The sequence below is a fragment of the Paenibacillus auburnensis genome, assembly GCF_927798115.1.
Classification (GTDB): domain Bacteria; phylum Bacillota; class Bacilli; order Paenibacillales; family Paenibacillaceae; genus Paenibacillus_AQ; species Paenibacillus_AQ auburnensis.
The window spans coordinates 265,285-286,199 of sequence record NZ_CAKMMG010000002.1 but is presented as its reverse complement, the minus strand read 5'-3'; the positions used below and the strand labels follow the sequence as shown (position 1 = coordinate 286,199).

Genomic DNA, 20,915 nt, shown 5'->3' with positions numbered 1-20,915 from the left:
GTCAGCTAAGCGTCAGCACAATGAAGCCAGGTAATTTCCAAAATACACAGGATTCACCCTTCTTTACAAGCAGAAGCGGAGCGGAGCAGCAGCAGTCTACAGGCCGTGCCATTGTATATTCACAGGAGGCCCTAAATACAGAGGCTTCCCAGCTCGGGGGCACTTCAAGAGCTAAGCAACCATCGGCAACAAATGCACCCAAAGCGACTTCGGCACCTTCCGGCAAGAAGACGGATACAGCTGCCAAGCAGCCTGCATCAGTTACGGTAGCTGCACCTGCACCGGAGCAGATCATTACTTCGCTGAAGGTTACGGCAACGGGATATACAGCAGGCTATGAGTCAACCGGTAAAACAGCCAAACATCCGCAATACGGCATTACCTACTCAGGTGTCAAAGTACGCCGGGATAAAAATGCAGTTTCTACCATCGCTGCCGATCCCAAGGTTCTGCCGCTGGGAAGTATTCTTTATATCCCGGGTTACGGATACGCTGTGGTGGCGGATACCGGTTCAGCGATCAAGGGACGGAAGATCGACTTATATTTTGCCACTACCAAACAGGTGTATAAGGAATGGGGCAAAAAAACAGTGGTCGTTCAGCTGATCAAACGCGGTAACGGGAAATGTACGGAGAGCATGCTGAAGAACTTAGGCAAAGCGATTCAAACTTATAATACAGTTCCGCAAAACCTGCTGGAAGAGATTATCTAGGCTAGCCATATCCAAGCTGACAGCTTGAAATTTATTTCACTTAGGGATGCATAATACGGCCCTGAGCTTCCCATAATACGGACTGGGGCAAAGCAAGTGCCTCTTCCGAGAACACACAGGGAGGTGAAATTCAGTGGCTAAAAAATCAAAGGTACAAGAGAACTATAAAACACCGAATGAAAAATACAATGCGGAGTTTGCTGTAGAGAATGACGGCGCAACGCAGCAAGGTACATTCTCCAAAGCAGGGCAAAAGGTACAAGAAAACTATAAAACACCGAATGAAAAATACAATGCAGAGTTTGCTGTTGAAAATGACGGCACAACGAAGTAAGGTGTGTTTTCTCAAACCATTGCAATAACCGCAGCAGTAATGCTGTGAACGTTTAATCTTACACCGATATGCTACATTTGGACTGTTCCGCTATATGCTCATGTTCTGAGCTGCGGAGCAGTCTTTTTTTGAGATAAAGTTTAGGTTGTACGCTATAAAATATCCTTTATATTTTTCGCAGAAACGGATACCTTCCTTATAGGACGGTATCCGTTTCTGCTTACGGAGATCAGGCATCTTCCATACGTTCATTCGGGTGACAGCTCGGTCCCGAGACTGAGGCAAGTTTACTTCTCACGCCGCTGTTCGCAGCGCAGTTGATGTTGTAGACTAAGGCTATAAGTAACAGATAAACGTGGACATCACAAATAAAGGAGAAATGACAGATGAAAAGAAGGTTCACCAGCCAGATTCTCGGCGGCTTGATCCTGATAGGACTCGGTTGGATGTTTCTTCTGAGACAGATGGGATATACCGATTTTAGTATAGGTTCTCTGATTTCAGATTATTGGCCGCTCATTCTTATATGGATGGGGTTACAAAATTTTCTCTCTACAGGCGAGCGCGGCTCGAAAGGTTCGTCCGCATTTTGGGGATTTTTCTTCATGGCGCTCGGGGTTTATTTTCTGGGCCGCAATTTGGAGTGGTTCGATGTATCGGCCGGTGATTTTTTCAAAATGCTGATTCCGGTGATGCTGATTGGCGGCGGGCTGTTTGTTATCTTTAAGCCGCGTGACCATACACCACCTGTACCTCCGGCACCGCCAGCGCCACCTAACTTTTATCCGCCCGGACCCGGAACTCCTGATGCTGAGCCTCCGAAACCGCTGGAATCCACACTGGATGAGCAGTTTGAACAGAAATTCGGCAAACCTGCCGGTGAGCGCGATTGGAATAAATATCTGCATAAAGAAGATTCGGATGAGAATGAACAGGATCAGGGAAACAAGGGGTATTTTCAGTCGGCATCGGAAGCCCGCTGGCAGGATAACCGGGAACGGCATGAACGCAGACGGCAGGAGCGCCAGGAACGTCATGCCCGCAGACACGGCGAATGGCATGAGGAATTTCATGAAGCGAGTAACCATAAGGAAACAACGAACCGTTCCGCATTTATCGGTGATGTGCACATGGGTAAGGAGCATTTTCAACTGAAGCACACCAATATCTCGCAGTTCATCGGGGACACTGTGCTGGACCTGACAAACGCGCAGATTCCTTACGGTGAGACCAAAATTAATATCTCCGCATTTGTCGGCGACATTAAAGTCTATATCCCGGATGATATGAACCTTGGGGTTTCTGTGAACAGCAGCTCCTTTATCGGTGATATGCAGGTGCTGGAGGAATCGCGCAGCGGTTTCATGAGCAGCGTACAGTGCAAGACGCCATATTATAAGGAAGCAGGCAAAAAAGTCCGGATTAACGTGAGTGCTTTTATCGGTGATATAAAGGTTAAAACGGTGGGTTAACGGATGGGGACGATCTTCAGCAATACCAAATGGCTGCTGCTGCTCTATTTCCTGCTTAGCGGAGGCGTCGCTGCCGGGCTCGTGTATGCCGGGACATGCCTTAACTACATCGAAGTTGTGGATTACCGGATGTGGCTGTATCTGAGTATTGGCATTGTGCTGTTCAATGTTGTGGTCGGCTACATGGCCGGACAGCGGATTCAGCGCCGGATCGACCATCTCGATCTGAACATGTTACAGGTAGCCAAAGGTAATCTTTCCGTCCGGATGCCGGAGAGTGATGACCAGTCTTTTGCCCGGGTGTACCACGAGTTCAATATCATGATGGATACGGTTGAGAACAAGATGCAGATTTTGCAGCGGCTGGGTGAGCAAGAGGTAATTGAGAAGGAAAAGGCAGCGGAGAGCGCGGTACTGGAAGAGCGGAGGCGGATGGCCCGTGATTTGCATGATACGGTGAGCCAGCAGCTGTTCGCGATCCATATGTCCGCTTCTTCGCTGCCTAAAGTGCTGGAACGGAATGAAGAGCATGGGATGACGGTAATGAATCAGCTCATTACGATGTCGCAAATGGCACAGAAACAGATGAGAGCTCTGATTGCCCAGCTGCGCCCGGTAGAACTGGAAGGCCGCAATCTGTTTGAAGCACTGGAGAAGTGGTTTCCGGACTACTGCCGGCAAAATGGGCTTAAGGGAGTCAAGGAGCTAGAGCTGCAAGGGGAGCTCTCGGAGGCGATTGAGCATCAGCTTTTTCTGATTATCCAGGAGTCCATGGCGAATATCGTTAAGCATGCCGGAGCAAGGGTGGTCAGTCTGTCTCTGCGTGAAGCGCCACGGCAGGTGGTGCTCAGCATCAGCGATGACGGCCAAGGGTTTGAGCATGTGCAGCATAAGCAAGGCTCTTATGGTCTGACTACGATGCGCGAGCGTGCGGAAAAGCTGGGCGGACAAGTGGAGATTATCAGCCGCAAAGGAGCGGGAACGACGATCCGCGTACATATTCCTAAGTTTGTGCAAGGCAATCAGGAACAGGAGGAATAGAACATGAGTGTCATAAAAGTGTTGCTGGTGGATGATCATGACATGGTGCGGATGGGGCTCAAAACCTATCTGATGCTGGATCCGAAGTTCGAGGTCATTGGCGAAGCAGGGAATGGGGCAGAAGCGCTGAATATGCTGCGCGGATGGGGACAGGAAGGCTTGCCGGATCTGGTGCTGATGGATCTGATGATGCCGGTCATGAACGGGGCCGAGACGACCCGTGCCGTGCTGGCTGAATTTCCGGGACTCAAAATCGTCATCCTCACCAGCTTCCTGGAAGATGATCTTGTAGTGGATGCAATTGAAGCCGGGGCGGTCAGCTATGTGCTCAAAACGGTTTCCGCTGAAGAGCTAATCTATGCGCTGCAAGGCGCTTACCGGGGTATGCCGGTAATGACCGGTGATGTCTCTCAGGCATTGACCCGCGGCATCCGGCAGCGTACCGTTCAGGGCGATTCCTCTGGTTTAACCGAACGGGAGAAAGAGGTTCTGCTCCTTATTGCCGAAGGCAAGACCAATAAGGACATCGGTGAGGAACTGCATATCAGCATTAAAACGGTAAAGACGCATGTCAGCAACCTGCTGATGAAATGCGAACTGGATGACCGTACACAGCTGGCTATATACGCCCACCGCAAAGGCTGGGCGCAGCAAGGATAAGCATGCCGCAACGCTTTAAGTATTACTTGAAGATAAGGTTTATCATAAACTTTCAAATTATATATCTGTCCTAGTTATGTTTAAGTATTTGATCTTGCCCTTGTTCCGGCCCGGCGCGTTCTAAGCGTTCGGGCTTTTTTTCTCTATCATTCACGGATTTTTGCTAGTCTCACCCTAGAGCCCCCCAGTTTTTATCTCCGCTTAAATTGTTTTTAATGTGAACTTAAGGTTTAAAGTACAAAATAAGATCAAGAAGAAAACATTACTCCTTGTCAGACAGACAAGGCACGGGAGGAACGTAAACAATGGACGATAACAAAAACAACTTCAATCGTGATCATGAACCCACCACGGACCGGGAATGGGATAACTCCAATAGCAGCAGTAATGACACTAACAACAGCAGCAATAATAACCAATCTTCTGAGTCAAGCTCTTCCTACTATTATTCCTATGGCCCTTTTAAATCGCTTAACAATGATGAAGTGAATCCGGAGAACGGACAGCACTATAGCCGGCTTGAGCCTGAGCGTGTTGAGGTTACGCCTCCGCAGCCGGTCAAACAGCTTCCTTACAGCACTTCGCTGCGCACTACCGGTAATGACGGAAATGGCGGACGAGGCGGAAACGGTCCAGAAGGAAGCAATGGCTGGCAATATAACCGCAAGCCTAAGAAACCGGTAAAAGCAGTGCTGATCTCGTTCCTGGCCGGAATGGTCGTATTGTCCGGATCGATGTTCATGGCAGACCGGGGCAACTGGTTCACAGGGGATCAGGTGACAACGGCAGCAGTAGCAAGCACAACAGCGAAAACAGCGGTTGGTAGTGCCAATGTTACACCTTCAACCTCCACTACGAATCTGTTTACAGGAACAACGGATGTCTCAAGCGTAGTTGATGCGGTGGGGCCTGCTGTCGTCAAAATTGAAACTCTAGTAAAAACGAATTCCAGCAGAAGCTCCTCTAATCCGAATATGAGCGATCCATTCTCGCAATTCTTTTTCGGTGACCAGTTCGGGGGCAGCAACTCTTCCGGCACTGATGAGAATTCACAGTCGGATTCCAATTCGAATTCTACACAGCTCACTCCATACGGAATCGGAACAGGCTTCATCTATGATTCCTCCGGTTATATTCTGACTAACCAGCACGTAATCGAAAATGCTGATGTTATCCAGGTTACTGTGGACGGCACTACAAAGCCATATGAAGCGAAATTGCTTGGCGCAAGCAAAGATTTGGACCTTGCAGTGCTGAAGATTGAAGGTGCGGATTTCCCTACAGTAGCGCTTGGTGATTCCGACAGTATCAAGGTTGGCTCCGAGGTTGTAGCGATTGGTAATCCGCAGGGCTTCGATCATACCGTTACAGCCGGTGTGCTCAGTGCGAAGGACCGCAGTATCGATATCAATGAAGAAGACGGAAGCGGCACACGCAATTACAAAAATCTGCTGCAGACCGATGCTTCGATCAATCCGGGGAACTCCGGCGGCCCGCTGCTTAACCTGAACGGTCAGGTTATCGGGATGAACGTCGCAGTCAGCACGGATTCGCAGGGTATCGGGTTTGCGATTGCCGTCAATACCATTAAAGAGGTTGTCGACAAGCTGGAAGCCAATCAGGAAATTCCGAAGGAACCGGTACCGTTCATTGGCGCATCGCTGATGACCATTACGGATGAAGTTGCCAAACAAATGGGTACTGACATTAAGGAGGGATCCGTAGTTGCTGAGATTGTCTTCAAGTCGCCGGCTTATACTGCAGATCTGCGCCCTTACGATATTATTACAGGTGTGAATGGTACCAAATACGCTACAAGCCAGGATCTGATTACTTACATTCAGTCCCTGAAGGTTGGCGACAAAGTAACCCTGAATGTTGTACGTGACGGCAAAAAGCTGGAGCTTCCGGTTACAATCGGAAATAAAAATGATTTTGATACCTCCAAAACGAATTCCCAAGGGAAATAAACACACCGGACGGTAAAGCACAAACGGAAGGGGAGACCCTTCCGTTTGTGCTGCTACTGGACGTGAAACCTTACATTCATGCTACAATAGATTTAAATGATTTGGACAATGGGGGCTGCTTGATGCGACCGAATATTTTAATTATTGATGACGATGAAAAGATAATTTCCATGCTGCGGCGTGGCCTGGCCTTTGAAGGCTATGACGTAAAAACGGCCTCTAACGGCGCGGACGGATTGCGTGCCGTCCTGACCAGCGATCCTGATGTGGTTGTTCTTGATGTCATGATGCCGCAGGTGGACGGCTTTGAAGTGTGCCGGCGTCTACGCGAGGGCGGGAGCAGTGTGCCCGTGCTGATGCTGACGGCCAAGGACGAAATTGAACATCGTGTAAAGGGGCTTGACCTGGGAGCGGACGATTATCTGGTGAAGCCATTCGCACTGGAAGAACTGCTGGCCCGTGTGCGGGCGCTGCTGCGCCGCAAGAGTGAACAAGGAGGAAATCCGGACCAGTCGGTTTCCTATGAGGACATTACACTGGATGTGGATTCCCGTGAAGTCACCCGTGCCGGCAAACGGCTGGAGCTGACGGCGAAGGAATTTGAACTGCTGCATCTGTTTATGCAGAATCCGAAGCGTGTATTATCCCGTGATCTGATCATGGACAAAATTTGGGGATATGACTACAGCGGAGAATCCAATGTGCTTGAGGTATACATCGCCATGCTGCGTCAGAAGACGGAGGAGCATGGCGGTAAACGTTTGATTCAGACGATCCGGGGAGCCGGTTACATTCTAAGAGGTGACAATTAACATGTCTATTAAATTGCGGCTGACAGCTTGGTATTCAGGGATTTTGGCCGTTATGCTGCTGGCCTTATCAGCCGCAATTTACGGTTTTGTCTATATTAATACGTATGGGGATTTGAAAGAGCGGCTGATGAAGCAGGCCCAGCAAGTAGACCTTAAGGTAGGCATAGACTATAACGACGGTACTTTGAAACAAATCCTCGGCGGTCCCGCCGGACAAAGTCTATTTGCCCAATTGTACATTTATGATCTGGAAAAACTGATTCCCAGCCAGAACATGGCGGAGATCAATCTGGAGTTGAAGGTCCCTGCAAAGGATGCTGTCTCCAAACAGCAGGGGTTCTTGCAGGCAACTTACGGTGGCAATCCGTTTCTGATCTACCAGAAGGCTATTGAAGTAGTCAGCACGAACGAAACCCATTCGGCTGTGCTTCAGGTAGCCGTCTATACCGGGGAGCAGGTGACACTGCTGGCCAGGCTAAAGAACATTCTGTTGGTTGGTTCCTTTGCGACACTGATAGCAGCGTTTACATTTGGCCTGTTCCTGGCCCGTAAGTCGATGAGCCCGATCGGCAAAGTCATTGAGGCAGCTAACGGTATACAGACCGGCACGGACCTGAGTTCCCGGATTGTCTATGACGGACCGCCGGATGAAATTGGCCGGCTGATTGAGACGGTCAACAGCATGCTTGGGCGGATGGAAGGGTTCTATAAAGAGCTGGAAGATTCCTATGCTACCCAGCGCCGGTTTGTGTCCGATGCTTCACATGAGCTGCGCACCCCGCTCACAACAATCCGCGGCAATATCGATCTGCTGCAAAAAATCTGGGAGATGGAGCCGGAACAGAGCAGAATGAGCGAGGCGGAAATCCGCCAGCTGTCCATCGAATCCGTGAAGGATATCGCCGATGAATCGAAACGCATGAGCCGCCTCGTAGCCGATATGCTCTCCTTGGCGCGTGCCGATACCGGCCGCACCTTTGACAAGGAACCGGTGGCACTGGAGCCGCTAATGACTGAAGTAGCCCGCAGGGCTTCCTTCCTGCCGCGCCAGTCCGAATGGTCCATTGGTGACCTGAGCCATATGAACGGCAAATATATTGTGGGCAATAAGGATTATCTGCAGCAGATGCTGTTCATTTTCATCGATAATGCCTTTAAATATACACCGTCCGGTGAAGTTACAATGGATGCTGTATTCTATCAGAACCAGGTAGGGATCCGGATCAAGGATACCGGAATCGGGATGGATAAGGACGAGGTGCCTCATATCTTTGACCGCTTCTACCGGGCGGATGAATCACGGGGCATTACGGAAGGAATCGGCCTTGGGCTCTCGATTGCCAAATGGATTATTGATGAACATGGCGGCTCTGTAGAAGTGGTAACCCGTCAAGGAGAGGGCACTACCTTCATCATCTGGCTGCCGCTTCTCTTTGCTCCGCCGCTGGAATAGGGTATAATAGATCAGGTCCTATTACAGCTGTCATTGACTGCAGAAAGCCGGTGAAAATACATGGAAGTCCTTAAAATTTCTCCCCGGGGCTATTGCTACGGTGTCGTCGATGCCATGGTTATGGCACGGCAGGCCGCACAAAATCTTGATCTGCCCCGGCCGATTTATATACTTGGCATGATTGTGCATAACACTCATGTTACGAATTCCTTTGAGGACGACGGAATCATCACACTGGACGGGCATAACCGTCTGGATATTCTCGATAAAGTGGATAGCGGCACCGTCATTTTCACTGCACATGGCGTATCGCCGGAAGTCCGCAAGATGGCCCGTGCCAAGGGTCTAACTACCGTTGACGCCACTTGTCCAGATGTGACGAAGACACATGACCTTATCCAGGAGAAAGTAGCTGAAGGCTACGAGATTATTTATATTGGCAAAAAAGGCCATCCGGAGCCCGAAGGCGCCGTTGGTATTGCTCCAGACCATGTCCATCTGATTGAAAAGGAAGAAGAGATTGCCGGATTGTCTATCCCTTCCTCGCGGATCGTTATCACGAACCAGACCACGATGAGCCAGTGGGATATTAAGCATATTATGAAAAAGCTACTGGAGACCTTCCCTGGTGCTGAGGTCCATAATGAGATCTGCATGGCTACCCAGGTGCGGCAGGAAGCGGTAGCAGAGCAAGCCGGCCAATGTGATCTGGTGATTGTTGTCGGCGATCCCCGCAGCAACAACTCCAATCGTCTGGCTCAGGTGTCTGAGGAAATTGCCGGTGTACCCGCTCACCGGATCTCTGATGTATCCGAGCTGAACACAGAATGGCTGCAGGGAATTTCCAAGGTTGGGGTAACCTCCGGTGCCTCTACACCAACCCCGATCACGAAGGAAGTCATCAGCTACCTGGAGCAATACGATCCGGCGCTGCCTGAGACTTGGGAGATTAAGCGTACAGTGAATATGGCGAAGCTTCTTCCGCCTGTGAAGAACAAGACGACAAGTGCAACTTAATGACTTGGAGTTATGAATTTATTTTTATCATATAAGCTGCACCTGGTTCCTGTTTGGGGCCGGGTGCATTTTTCTTAGGTTAAATACTTTTTCATGGAAAGTGTTGGTAGATCCAGCGTGTTTTCCGGGAAAAAAAGTTGACGTAAGATGCAATATGCGGTAAAATCACTTTAGCGCTTAAAAGCACACACGCGTCGTAGCGAAATAGTATTTTATCATAATCGGGACATTATTTGAGAATAAATGGCCTAAAAGGGGAGCTATAATATGATCGTTATTACATCCAATCAAACACCGCAGGACCAGGTAAATGATATTATTGCAGTTATTGAAAAAGAAGGTCTGCAGGTTCATCTTTCGCGGGGAGCGGATCATACGGTAATCGGTTTGGTTGGCGGAGTGACGCCGAAGCTTGCAGAGCATCTGCGGCAGATGAAGGGCGTAGAGAATGTCGTAAAAATCACCAAATCCTACAAGCTGGCCAGCCGTGACTTCCATCCCGAGGATACTATTATTGATATCCGCGGTGTTAAGATCGGCGGAGAAAATCTCGTCATTATGGGCGGCCCTTGCGCTGTTGAGTCCCCTGAACAGATCGATGAAATTGCCCGGCTGGTCAAGGCTTCCGGCGGCCAGGTGCTGCGCGGCGGAGCATTCAAGCCGCGGACGGGTCCTTACAGCTTCCAGGGTGTAGGTGTGGAAGGCCTGACTATGATGGCCGAGGCCGGAAGAAAGCACGGCCTGCTTACCATCACTGAGGTAATGACTCCCGAGTATGTTGATATTTGTGCGGAACACGCTGATATTCTGCAGGTAGGCACGCGCAACATGCAGAATTTTGATCTGCTGCGCAAGCTGGGAACCTGCGGCCGCCCGGTGCTGCTCAAACGCGGATTCAGCGCAACCTATGATGAGCTGCTCAATGCGGCGGAGTACATTCTGGCCGGAGGTAACCGGGATGTTATGCTGTGTGAGCGCGGCATCCGGACCTTTGAAACGTACACACGCAATACGCTAGATCTGTCTGCAATTCCGGTGCTTCAGAACCTGAGCCATCTGCCTGTTATTTCCGATCCAAGCCATGGCACAGGCCGCCGCGAATTAGTGGAGCCAATGGCAAAAGCCTCAGTTGCTGCCGGTGCCAATGGTCTGATTATCGAAATGCATACCGATCCGGACAATTCCATGACAGGTGACGGGGTCCAATCCCTGTTCCCTGAGCAGTTTGATAAGCTGCTGAGAGATCTGGAGAAGCTTGCGCCGATCGTGGGACGCAAGTTCTCAAATTCGCTTGAAGCGGCTCCTATCGCCTAATTCAAGCAGAAGAAATCAGTCTGGCTTACGGTCCTCTTTGCCGCTCACGGGCGGAGGAAGAGGACCTATTTCAGTTACAGCAGAAACCGTATGTCACTATTTAGGACAGGCTAAGCGTTTTTCACGAAAGCGTCAGAATATCTTACATTGTCGTCAGAAATACCTGACATAAGCATTGACGATGTTAGGTTTGAGTTTTATAATGACGACAGTAAAAAAATTAAAACAAGAACATTTGATACTGTGAGCGGCCTAATGTTCGGAACTTGGGGAGGAATTAATTCATGTCGGTTGAAAAAGTGTTGCAGACGATCAAGGAAAACAATATCGAGTGGGTGGATTTTCGGTTTGTAGATTTAGGTGGACGTGCTCACCATATCTCATTGCCAGCATCCGCAGTGGAAGAAGAGACATTTGTAAATGGTGTAGCTTTTGACGGTTCTTCCATCAAAGGGTTCCGCGGTATCGAAGAATCGGACATGGTTATGATGCCTGATCCAAGTACTACATACATCGATCCTTTTACAGCTCACCCGACGCTGAATGTTATGTGTGACATCTTCACACCTGACGGCGAACGTTATGAGCGCGACCCGCGCGGTATCGCAGTAAAAGCGGAAGAGTTCCTGCAAGCAAGCGGTGTGGGTACAGCAGCTTTCTTCGCACCTGAGTCCGAGTTCTTTATCTTTGACGATGTGCGTTACGAAAGTGGAATGAACAGCTCTTCCTTCTTCGTAGATTCCGAAGAAGCAGCATGGAACACAAACCGCAAAGACGAAGGCGGCAACCTTGCATTCAAAGTTGGCGTTAAAGGCGGATATGTTCCGGTAGCTCCAGTGGATTCCCAACAGGATATCCGCAGTGAAATGTGCCGCTTGCTTAGCGAAGCAGGCCTTGAAATCGAACGCCATCACCATGAAGTGGCGACTGCAGGCCAAGCGGAAATCAACTTCCGTTTTGACACCCTGAAGAAAACAGCTGACAATCTCCTTACTTACAAATATATTGTTCAAAACACAGCACGCCAATATGGTAAAGTAGCAACTTTCATGCCTAAACCACTGTTCGGCGATAACGGTAGCGGCATGCACGTTCACCAATCCATCTTCAACGGCAGCGAGCCTTTGTTCTACGAAAAAGGAGCATACGCGAACCTGAGTGAAATGGCGCTCAACTACATCGGCGGTATCCTGTATCATGCTCCGGCACTGATCGCGCTGACTAACCCAAGTACTAACTCATTCAAACGTCTGGTACCTGGTTATGAAGCACCAGTTAACCTGGTTTACTCCAAAGGTAACCGCTCCGCTGCTGTCCGTATCCCGGTAGCTGCTGTAACACCTAAGGGCTGTCGTATTGAATTCCGTACTCCTGACTCCACTGCTAACCCTTACCTGGCTTTCTCGGCTATGCTGATGGCGGGTCTGGACGGAATCAAAAAGAAGATCAACCCTGAAGAAATGGGTTACGGTCCACTGGACAAGAACATCTACGAATTGTCTGATGCTGACAAAGGGAAGATCCGCAGCGTTCCAGGCAGCCTGAATGAAGCGCTTGACGCTTTGGAAGCTGACTATGAATTCCTGACTGAAGGCGGCGTCTTCACTAAAGACTTCATTGACAACTATATCGCTCTGAAACGTGGAGAAGCACAAGAGGTTGCTATCCGTGTTCATCCGCACGAATACTCCCTGTACTTTGATATGTAAGATCGATTAAATCTTAAATAAGCTTTGCTTTAGAAGCCCCCGGGTCCTCCCGGGGGCTTCTTTATGTGCTTTTAAATGAAGGCTGAAGGCTCTGTAATGCCCTTGGTTAGATTTAGTGCGTCACAGTGGTGTATTGGTGCAGCAGGAGAGTCTCGCCCTTAGAATTAGCATCAGAGGCTTCTGTTGCGTCAGCAGAATTTACTGATAAAAGTCGTAGCTTTTGCTTGTCATAAATTTCCGAAAGTTTTCGTAAATCTAGTTCATGCATATGAATTTTATAGAAAAATTAGAAAAGATAGCGTTTCCTAGAAAGGGAATTTAATTATTTACTCTATAAATAATAGATTATTTTACTGTGAATTCGTGATTTTGGATATAGTCATGAGCTGTTTCGAAGATGATTTCGGTAATTTCATACAATATTTATAATAGAAATCTTCGATATAATCGTTTGAAAGCATTGATATATCACTGGTTTTCTCTGATGTTTCTATGTGATATAAAGCGTTGGTAAGAATTATCTTTACAATGATAAATAACGATGTAATAATAATACCGAAATCGGTTTCGGTATTAATAAGTACGTAAATTTAGCCTCAGTTATAGAAAGGATGAATACAGTGAATCAAAAGAGCACACCTAACTGGCAGTTCACCGGGAACAACGGAGAGTTCAGCCTTAAGCACCCTGACAAGAGCAGCTTCTTATATTTTCCCTTGGTAAATGAAGGAGGAATGATGTCCTCAATCAGCCCGCAGCTTCATGGTCAGGTGACTACAGGGCATAATACCTTCCTGACACCGCCAATATCAGTGGAGGATTTACATAACTCCAGAGGGTCACGTAATTTCTGGGTCTATGTAGAGGGTAAGGGAGCCTGGTCGGCGGCAGGGAATTCAGCACGCCAGCATGCACAGGCTTACTCGGATTCTGCTGATGAGTCACTGCTGGAAGCAGGATTGCTGTGGCACCGGATAACCCGGGAGAATAAAGAGCTGGGAATTAAAGCGGAAGTGACCAGCTTTGTTCCTTGCGGCACAGACACAGTAGAACTGATGAAGATTGTGCTGACGAACACAGGAACAGAGGAAATAAGAATCACCCCGACTGCAGCAGTTCCGTTGTATGCACGCTCGGCAGATGATCTCCGGGATCACCGCCATGTTACTTCTCTGCTGAACCGGATATATACTTCGGCGTATGGTGTTGAAGTACAGCCCGCGCTTTCCTTCGACGAACGGGGCCATCGGATTAATCATACGTCTTACGGTGTGTTTGGAGCTGAGGAGGAGGGGGGACAGCCAGCCGGTTTCTTCCCTGTGCAGGAGGATTTTATCGGTGAGGGAGGCAGCCTGGATTGGCCGGAAGCGGTCGTCCTTAATGCGGAACCGCAAATCGGGCATGGCGGCGGCATACATAAAGAGGGCTATGAAGCACTGGGCGGATTAAGGTTTGCCTCTGCAGCACTGCTGCCGGGCCAGAGCCGATCTTATGTGGTTGTGCTGGCGATAGAGAGTGACCGGATCAATATCTCCAGGCTGATGTCCAAGTACGGCGCTTCCGCTGCTTTTGATGCGTATCTGGAAGAGAATAAGCTCTTCTGGGCCGGTAAAGTGAATACAGTGGAATTCCACACCGGGGATGACGACGCTGACCAATGGATGAAATGGGTTACGCTGCAGCCGGTGCTCCGGAGACTGTATGGAAACTCTTTTCTGCCATACCATGATTATGGAAGAGGCGGCCGCGGCTGGCGTGATCTGTGGCAGGATTGTCTGGCTCTGCTCATTATGGAGCCGGGCGATGTGCGCAGCCTCCTGCTGAATAATTATGCGGGTGTAAGAATCGACGGCAGTAATGCAACTATAATTGGCCAGCAGCCTGGCGAATTCATCGCCGACCGCAACAACATTCCGCGCGTCTGGATGGACCACGGAGCCTGGCCGTTTATGACCACGATGCTCTACTTGAATCAGAGCGGCGATCTGGACTTCCTGCTGCAGGAGCAGACCTACTTCCGGGATTCCTTCATGAGCCGCTGCCGTGAGCGTGACAGCTCCTGGGAAGGAGCCGCAGGCAGCAGTCTGCGGACAGCAGACGGGAACATTTACAAAGGGACGATCCTGGAGCATATTCTGCTGCAGAACCTGGTGCCATTCTTCAATGTAGGCGAGCATAACAATATTCTGCTGGAAGGTGCAGACTGGAATGACGGGCTGGATATGGCGGCTCAGCGCGGGGAAAGTGTTACTTTTACCGCCTTCTATGCCAGCAATCTGTATGAACTCTCCATGCTGCTGCGTACTCTGAAAGAACGCACGGGGCAGAAGACGCTGGTATTGGCTGAAGAAATGGTACTGCTGCTGGATTCGCTGGGGGATGCAGTGGATTATACGTCTGTATCCGCGAAGCTGGAACGGCTGAAACACTTCTATGCCGCTGCGCCGAACGTGGTAAGCGGAATTCGTGCTAATCTCGACATTGAGCAAGTGGCAGACGACTTGGCTCAAAAAGCAGAATGGATCTTTGCCCATCTGCGCAAGAATGAGTGGGTGGCAAGCGAACATGGCGATGGCTGGTTCAACGGCTACCACAACAATGATGGTGAACGGGTGGAAGGGGAAAAGGCTGAAGGTGTCCGCATGACGCTCACAGGACAGGTATTCCCGCTTCTTGGCCATGCTGCGGCACCAGAGCAGATCCCGCACATCATCGCAGCTGTGGAACGCAACCTGTTTGACGAGAAAATCGGCTACCGGCTGAATTCCAATTTTGGCGGTATCCAGCAGAATTTAGGGCGTGCATTCGGTTTTGCTTTTGGACATAAGGAGAACGGAGCAATGTTCAGTCATATGACCGTAATGTACGGAAATGCGCTCTATAAACGCGGATATGTACAGGAAGGACACAAGGTGCTGGATTCGCTGTATAACTTGAGTGCGAATTTTGAGCTTAGCCGGATATATCCCGGCGTTCCAGAGTATATCAATGAACAGGGCAGGGGCATGTACACCTATTTGACCGGCTCGGCAAGCTGGCTGCTGCTGACAATGGTAACTGAGGTGTTTGGTGTAAAAGGGCAGCTCGGCGACTTACGGCTTGAGCCGAAGCTCGTCAAAGAGCAGTTTGATCAGGAAGGCAAAGCTTCGATCAAGACCCTTTTTGCGGACCGCCAGCTGGAAGTCGTCTATACGTCCACAGGCAGCGCCGGATACGGAGAGTATCAAATACACTCGGTAACGCTGAACGGCGCTGAGGTGACGCTTCAGCGCGTCTCAGAAGGTGTTGTGATCCCGCGCGATGTATTGAGTGCCCTGCCGGAAGGGCAGGTTCATCAGTTGCAAGTCGTGCTGGCTTAAGTATACAAGTTAACAGGAGCGCCTGTTCCGCCGGATATGGCGCTGCAGGCGCTTTTTGAATCTGATGAAATAGTGTTAAAGATGTTAATCAGCTTTAGAGAAAGAAAGGAGAACAACAAATTGTCTACTATTCTCTCGAACGGCATTCTAACTGTTGAGATTGCGGAACCTGGAGCCTATAACGGTACCCGGTTCGACTGGACCGGATTTATAACCCAAGTCACACTGGAGAAGGGCAAACATACCTTTTGTGTTCCCGAGAGCCTGATACCCGGGCACGGCAGCAACGGGGTTGGACTATGCAACGAGTTCGGCATTTCCCGGGCAATTGGGTATGACGAAGCAGCTGCCGGAGAACGGTTTCCTAAGCCCGGCGTAGGCCTGCTGCAAAAGCTGGATGAGGAAGCTTATGATTTTAGCCGGACCTATCCTTTAACTCCCTTCAAGATAAGCGTGGAAAGCAGCGGGCAAGAAATAACGTATACGGTTTTTCCCGAGGAGTGCCGGGGGTACAACATGCTATTGACCAAGCGTATATCCCTGGAGGGTGACCGGCTAAATATTGACTATAAGCTGGAGAACAAAGGAACAAAGCCGTTGCATACGGAGGAATATATTCATAACTTTATAGGAATTAACGGCAGCCTCACCGGGGAAGGCTATGAACTAAGGCTGCCTGGAACAGCCAAGGTAGAGGCACCCGAGTCCTCCTTCACGGCTGAGCTGCTGCGTACATCCGGAGACAGACTAGGCTGGAATACAGAGCCGGGACGTCCCTTCTACTGCAGGCTGGCAGGGTGGGAGAATGCGGATGCCGAATTTTTTTGGGAGCTGATTCATCATCCTAGCGGGGTTGGCATCCGTGAGAGCGGGAATTTCCGTCCGGAGCGGATGGCGCTATGGGGTGAGCGGCATGTAATTTCACCCGAAGTTTTTGCGGACATCAGCATTTTACCGCGTCACAGCAAGGCTTGGCGCCGCAGCTATCAATTTTTCACGTTCTGAACTGCAGTGATCTTACGTTCTATGTGAATAATTATACTTGCTGGCGTGTTAGAATGCTGCTATCATATCGATATCCATATTCGTAGGAGAGAAAGGGTGGGGAGCAATTTGAGCAAGAGAGCATACAATTTTAATGCAGGTCCGGCGGCGCTGCCGCTTGAAGTATTGGAACGCGCACAAACGGAGTTTGTAGAATTCCGCGAAAGCGGAATGTCCATTATGGAGATGTCGCACCGCGGGGCAATATACGAATCCGTGCATAATGAAGCACAGGAGCGTCTGTTGTCACTGCTCGGCAATCCGGAGGGCTATAAGGTATTGTTCGTTCAAGGCGGAGCAAGCACACAGTTCGCTATGATCCCGATGAACCTCATCTCCAGCGGCCAGGTCGGCAGCTATGTTATGACAGGAAGCTGGGCGGATAAAGCGCTCAAGGAAGCCAAACTGCTGGGTGGCGGACATGTTGCCGCATCCTCAGAGGACAAGAAGTTCCTGGCGATTCCTGAACTAAGCAGCATCAAGCCGGCCGACAATGCGGCATACCTGCACATCACATCCAATGAGACGATTGAAGGAACACAATATGCAGAGTATCCGGATACGGGTTCCATTCCGCTGATCGCGGACATGTCGAGCGATATTCTGAGCCGTTCGTTTGATGTCAGCAAATTCGGACTGATCTATGCCGGTGCTCAAAAAAATCTCGGGCCTTCGGGGGTAACCGTTGTAATCGCCAAGGAAGAGCTGATTGCCAAATCACCTTCGAACATTCCGACGATTCTGCGGTATGACACGCATTACAAAAATAACTCTTTGTACAATACGCCGCCATCCTTTTCTGTATATATGGTTAATGAAGTGTTAAAATGGATTGAGGAGCAGGGTGGGCTTGCCGGCATCGAATCCAAAAACCGTGATAAAGCCGGTCTGCTGTATGACCATATCGACGGCAGCGACGGTTTCTACCGCGGGGTTGCGGAAGCAGGAAGCCGTTCAATTATGAACGTTACCTTCCGGATGCAGTCAGAAGAGCTGGAGAAGCAATTCGTCAAGGCTGCTGAGCAAGAAGGTTTTGTCGGTCTGAAGGGCCACCGCAGCGTTGGAGGCTTGCGTGCTTCCATCTATAATGCTGTTCCTTATGAGAGCGTCAAGGCACTTGCTGATTTCATGAATCATTTCCGGCAAACTCAAGGCTAATGAATGAAATTCCCGGACCTTCCGCCAGCAGGCGGGAGGTTTTCTGCTTGTTACGGGTCTGCTTGTCCGCTTAGAATCAAAGTAACTTTACACCACATCACAGGGCTGGTAAGCCTTCAGAGAGGAACATTCCATTATGGCATTACACATTGTACTGGTTGAACCAGAAATTCCGGCAAATACAGGGAATATTGCCCGTACCTGCGCAGCCACAGGCACCCATCTCCACCTGGTCCGCCCGCTGGGCTTCCGGACCGACGACGCAACCTTGAAACGGGCAGGGCTAGATTACTGGCATGCCGTCACTATCGAATACCATGATTCGTTTGCGGAAGTGCAGGAAAAATATAGCGGGGGACGCTTTTTCTATGCTACGACAAAGGCGCAGAAGCGCTACACGGATTTTGCTTTCCGGGACGGGGATTTCTTCGTATTCGGGAAGGAAACCAAGGGGTTGCCGCCCGAAATTATCGAAGCCGGCAAGGAAACCGCTATGCGCATGCCGATGGGAGAGGCTGTGAGATCGTTGAATTTATCGAATTCGGCAGCGATTATTGTTTACGAAGCCCTGCGCCAAATGGATTTTCCGCAACTTTTCTAAAGTTTGACATGATTTTTTGTTTTTTTCAGCAGGATTCGACAATAAAATAACGAAATAGATGAATACTGCCGAAATAAGTAGTGACTACTAATTATTTGTTGAACAGGAGAGGTGTACGTTAGATATGAAACCTGCTGGCGTAGTTCGTAAAGTAGATCAGCTGGGTAGAATTGTTCTGCCTAAGTCCCTGCGTAAAAGGTACCAAATGAATGAAGGCGACCCGGTAGAAATTCTGGTACAGGGCGACCATATCATTCTGGAGCGCTACCGTCCCAAGTGTGTATTTTGCGGATCTATGGAAGGTGTAAGCGAGTATAAAGATCGTTATATTTGCGCCGCATGCCTTTCAGAGATGACACAATTGCCAAGACACGCTTAGTAATACCGCTTTCTCCTGGAGAAAACGGGCAAGGAAAATAATTACATAGTATGGTGCTGCGTGATTTCCGTCGTGGACCAGTGCTAAAAAAAACGCCGCACAATGTGCGGCGTTCTTTTTAGAATATAAGAATATTCCGTCAGCTGTTACAGGCCCTTGGTTTTATCGTCGTTGTAGGATGAGGTTAGAATACCGGTCAGGAAGAGCAGGAATACCAGGGTGACAATCCAAAAGGTCAGGGAAAACGACATGCTGGACACCTCCATAAAGGACTGTAGTAGTTACATAGATTATAACCACCGCATGCTGAAATTAAAAGCGCAAAAGTGAGATTCAGCATTGACACCGATTTTTATTTAAAGAACAGGAAGTTGGTTGGCACCTGCCGGAGATTCCCGTCAGACGGGTCGTTAATCACTTTGCCTCTGAAAATGAGGGATGAAGAACCGCCGCCATCGAGATTATAGGCGTCAGTTACCCCCATGCTCCATAGCTTGTTCTGAATTTCTTCTAGGGTAGCCCCGGAGTTTCCATTCTCGTTATATCCGTCTGCAACTAGAACCAGCAGCTGATCATCTTTATATTTGCCGATAACGGTGCGGGGGGCACGTTTGGGACTGGTCATCCATTTATACGGAATTGCCTGCCGCACACTGTTCTTAAGGAGAACCGGCACAAAGGTTGCCCCAAACACCGGTTCCAGCTGATCAAGCTGCGATTTGTTGGTGAATTTGCCCCCTATGAGCCGGCCGGACTTATTCAGGCCCACGAAGCTGAGATCCTTGTAGGTCGGTTCAAAACCGTATATATATTTGCCGCCTACGATTGTAGTGGACAAGGGGTACCGTCTTCCTCCCTGATCGGCGAAACCTCCGGCGTTGATCCCGGCAACCGCGCCATAACGGGCAACGGCATGCATTGTGGTCTCGGCTTGACCTGTGCCGTCTCCGGCCAGGCTCATTTTCATTGCTGTTGCATCCTTCAGCTTGATCTTAAGGGCATAAGCTTTATAGTTGCCGGGGTTCAGCCGGTATAATTCAATTGTAATCCGGTCACTGCTGATGACGTCGGCAGGAATACCAAGCCGGGCTGTGATCCGCCGGTTATAGATCCGTTCCGGGCGGGAAGCCTGTGCAGCAGCCGTAGTGACCAGCGCATTCATAGCGTTGGTGGTTTTCTTATAGAGCTGGGCGCTGGCACCAATGGCGTCAATCGTGTAGGACGCTGAATTCTGTGCTTTAAGAAGATCCTTTTTGAGCGCAGCTGTCAGTTCGAGCGGTCCCGGCTCTGCGGCATACTGGTCGGTATTCAGGTTAAGGGTCAGGGGCGGCTGGTACCATAAAAGACCTATAAATAAGCCAAGAAAAGGCGCCGTCAGCAGCATGAAGAAGCGGTTGATTTTTTTTACAGGCGTCATCATTTGAGCAGATCCATTTCTTTCTTCAAGGCATCAAGCTGCTTCTTGACCTCACTAAGCTGCGTATACAGCTTGTTGCTGTTATCTGTCTTGTTGCTGGCATTATCCTTGGTAAACGTCAGCAGTTCATTGAATGTCTGCACAGTATTCTGTAATTCCTTCACTTCTTCGGAGAGAACGGCGATCCGCGATTCATAATCTGTCTTCAAAACAGTAAGCTGCTGCTGGCTTTGGGCGCTAAGCTCGCTAAGCACCTGCTGCTTCAGATGGTTGGTGTAGCTGTACACGGCATAGACGCCGAGTCCGATCATCAAAATCCAGAACAGTAAAAACCATTTTACGGAAGGGCCGTTTCTCGCTGCAGTACGGCGCGAGTGTACTGGGGTCGATTCCGCTAGCGGTTGCATTTCAACATCACCTCAAGCTATTTTTTTCAAGTCCCCATTCTATCAGACTTTTACG

Annotated in this window: 18 protein-coding genes; 16 read left to right on the top strand and 2 right to left on the bottom strand. The window is 49.6% G+C overall.

The features are described 5' to 3' along the window. The first annotated feature begins 110 nt into the window (after positions 1-110). The 16 genes from L6H70_RS13165 (at position 111) to L6H70_RS13090 (ending at position 19,036) form a co-directional block, all read left to right on the top strand. Positions 111-713, top strand: coding sequence for a 3D domain-containing protein (locus L6H70_RS13165; protein WP_236334042.1), 603 nt, complete (start codon positions 111-113; stop codon positions 711-713). 133 nt (positions 714-846) lie between these two features. Then, positions 847-1,047: a hypothetical protein gene (locus tag L6H70_RS13160; protein ID WP_236333719.1), complete on the top strand. Its 201-nt coding sequence runs from the start codon at positions 847-849 to the stop codon at positions 1,045-1,047. 386 nt (positions 1,048-1,433) lie between these two features. Next, positions 1,434-2,519 (top strand): cell wall-active antibiotics response protein LiaF, encoded by a 1,086-nt coding sequence (liaF, locus tag L6H70_RS13155; RefSeq protein WP_236333718.1) that lies wholly within the window; start codon positions 1,434-1,436, stop codon positions 2,517-2,519. A 3-nt stretch (positions 2,520-2,522) separates the two neighbouring features. Further along, entirely contained in the window at positions 2,523-3,560 is a 1,038-nt protein-coding gene (locus tag L6H70_RS13150; RefSeq protein WP_206103971.1) for a HAMP domain-containing sensor histidine kinase, read from the top strand. 3 nt (positions 3,561-3,563) lie between these two features. Then, positions 3,564-4,220 carry a response regulator gene (locus tag L6H70_RS13145; protein ID WP_236333716.1) on the top strand — a complete coding sequence of 219 codons (657 nt, stop codon included), beginning with the start codon at positions 3,564-3,566 and terminating at the stop codon, positions 4,218-4,220. A 305-nt stretch (positions 4,221-4,525) separates the two neighbouring features. Then, entirely contained in the window at positions 4,526-6,190 is a 1,665-nt protein-coding gene (locus tag L6H70_RS13140; protein WP_236333714.1) for a S1C family serine protease, read from the top strand. Positions 6,191-6,312: 122 nt separating this feature from the next. Further along, the gene (locus tag L6H70_RS13135) at positions 6,313-7,002 is read left to right on the top strand and encodes a response regulator transcription factor (RefSeq protein WP_054939696.1); all 690 of its coding nucleotides are present in this window, start codon (positions 6,313-6,315) and stop codon (positions 7,000-7,002) included. A gap of 1 nt (position 7,003) precedes the next feature. Further along, on the top strand, positions 7,004-8,455 hold the full coding sequence (locus tag L6H70_RS13130; protein WP_236333712.1) for a sensor histidine kinase: 1,452 nt from the start codon (positions 7,004-7,006) through the stop codon (positions 8,453-8,455). A gap of 60 nt (positions 8,456-8,515) precedes the next feature. Then, on the top strand, positions 8,516-9,472 hold the full coding sequence (locus L6H70_RS13125; protein WP_236333711.1) for a 4-hydroxy-3-methylbut-2-enyl diphosphate reductase: 957 nt from the start codon (positions 8,516-8,518) through the stop codon (positions 9,470-9,472). A 267-nt stretch (positions 9,473-9,739) separates the two neighbouring features. Next, on the top strand, positions 9,740-10,786 hold the full coding sequence (aroF, locus tag L6H70_RS13120; protein WP_236333709.1) for a 3-deoxy-7-phosphoheptulonate synthase: 1,047 nt from the start codon (positions 9,740-9,742) through the stop codon (positions 10,784-10,786). Between the two features lie 284 nt (positions 10,787-11,070). Next, positions 11,071-12,495 carry a type I glutamate--ammonia ligase gene (gene glnA, locus L6H70_RS13115; RefSeq protein WP_236333707.1) on the top strand — a complete coding sequence of 475 codons (1,425 nt, stop codon included), beginning with the start codon at positions 11,071-11,073 and terminating at the stop codon, positions 12,493-12,495. Positions 12,496-13,115: 620 nt separating this feature from the next. Beyond that, on the top strand, positions 13,116-15,854 hold the full coding sequence (locus L6H70_RS13110) for a GH36-type glycosyl hydrolase domain-containing protein (RefSeq protein ID WP_236333705.1): 2,739 nt from the start codon (positions 13,116-13,118) through the stop codon (positions 15,852-15,854). 120 nt (positions 15,855-15,974) lie between these two features. Further along, positions 15,975-16,859, top strand: a complete 885-nt coding sequence (locus tag L6H70_RS13105) for a hypothetical protein (RefSeq protein ID WP_236333703.1) — start codon at positions 15,975-15,977, stop codon at positions 16,857-16,859. 108 nt (positions 16,860-16,967) lie between these two features. Then, complete coding sequence (gene serC / locus L6H70_RS13100) at positions 16,968-18,056, top strand: 3-phosphoserine/phosphohydroxythreonine transaminase (protein ID WP_236333701.1); 1,089 nt, start codon at positions 16,968-16,970, stop codon at positions 18,054-18,056. Between the two features lie 136 nt (positions 18,057-18,192). Then, positions 18,193-18,657: a tRNA (uridine(34)/cytosine(34)/5-carboxymethylaminomethyluridine(34)-2'-O)-methyltransferase TrmL gene (trmL, locus tag L6H70_RS13095; RefSeq protein WP_206103983.1), complete on the top strand. Its 465-nt coding sequence runs from the start codon at positions 18,193-18,195 to the stop codon at positions 18,655-18,657. Between the two features lie 124 nt (positions 18,658-18,781). Beyond that, positions 18,782-19,036 carry an AbrB/MazE/SpoVT family DNA-binding domain-containing protein gene (locus L6H70_RS13090; RefSeq protein ID WP_039871533.1) on the top strand — a complete coding sequence of 85 codons (255 nt, stop codon included), beginning with the start codon at positions 18,782-18,784 and terminating at the stop codon, positions 19,034-19,036. Positions 19,037-19,388: 352 nt separating this feature from the next. On the opposite strand, the gene L6H70_RS13085 is transcribed toward L6H70_RS13090, so the two are convergent. After that, entirely contained in the window at positions 19,389-20,456 is a 1,068-nt protein-coding gene (locus L6H70_RS13085) for a phosphodiester glycosidase family protein (protein ID WP_236333699.1), read from the bottom strand. Then, positions 20,453-20,860: a hypothetical protein gene (locus L6H70_RS13080; protein WP_236333698.1), complete on the bottom strand. Its 408-nt coding sequence runs from the start codon at positions 20,858-20,860 to the stop codon at positions 20,453-20,455. Before L6H70_RS13080 ends, L6H70_RS13085 begins: the two co-directional genes overlap by 4 nt. Positions 20,861-20,915 lie beyond the last annotated feature (55 nt).

Bases quoted from the DNA above. Each gene is read 5' to 3' on its own strand.
- liaF (WP_236333718.1), top strand. From the start codon at position 1,434: ATGAAAAGAAGGTTCACCAGCCAGATTCTCGGCGGCTTGATCCTGATA.
- L6H70_RS13150 (WP_206103971.1), top strand. From the start codon at position 2,523: ATGGGGACGATCTTCAGCAATACCAAATGGCTGCTGCTGCTCTATTTC.
- L6H70_RS13145 (WP_236333716.1), top strand. From the start codon at position 3,564: ATGAGTGTCATAAAAGTGTTGCTGGTGGATGATCATGACATGGTGCGG.
- L6H70_RS13140 (WP_236333714.1), top strand. From the start codon at position 4,526: ATGGACGATAACAAAAACAACTTCAATCGTGATCATGAACCCACCACG.
- L6H70_RS13135 (WP_054939696.1), top strand. From the start codon at position 6,313: ATGCGACCGAATATTTTAATTATTGATGACGATGAAAAGATAATTTCC.
- L6H70_RS13130 (WP_236333712.1), top strand. From the start codon at position 7,004: ATGTCTATTAAATTGCGGCTGACAGCTTGGTATTCAGGGATTTTGGCC.
- L6H70_RS13125 (WP_236333711.1), top strand. From the start codon at position 8,516: ATGGAAGTCCTTAAAATTTCTCCCCGGGGCTATTGCTACGGTGTCGTC.
- aroF (WP_236333709.1), top strand. From the start codon at position 9,740: ATGATCGTTATTACATCCAATCAAACACCGCAGGACCAGGTAAATGAT.
- glnA (WP_236333707.1), top strand. From the start codon at position 11,071: ATGTCGGTTGAAAAAGTGTTGCAGACGATCAAGGAAAACAATATCGAG.
- trmL (WP_206103983.1), top strand. From the start codon at position 18,193: ATGGCATTACACATTGTACTGGTTGAACCAGAAATTCCGGCAAATACA.
- L6H70_RS13090 (WP_039871533.1), top strand. From the start codon at position 18,782: ATGAAACCTGCTGGCGTAGTTCGTAAAGTAGATCAGCTGGGTAGAATT.
- L6H70_RS13085 (WP_236333699.1), bottom strand. From the start codon at position 20,456: ATGATGACGCCTGTAAAAAAAATCAACCGCTTCTTCATGCTGCTGACG.
- L6H70_RS13080 (WP_236333698.1), bottom strand. From the start codon at position 20,860: ATGCAACCGCTAGCGGAATCGACCCCAGTACACTCGCGCCGTACTGCA.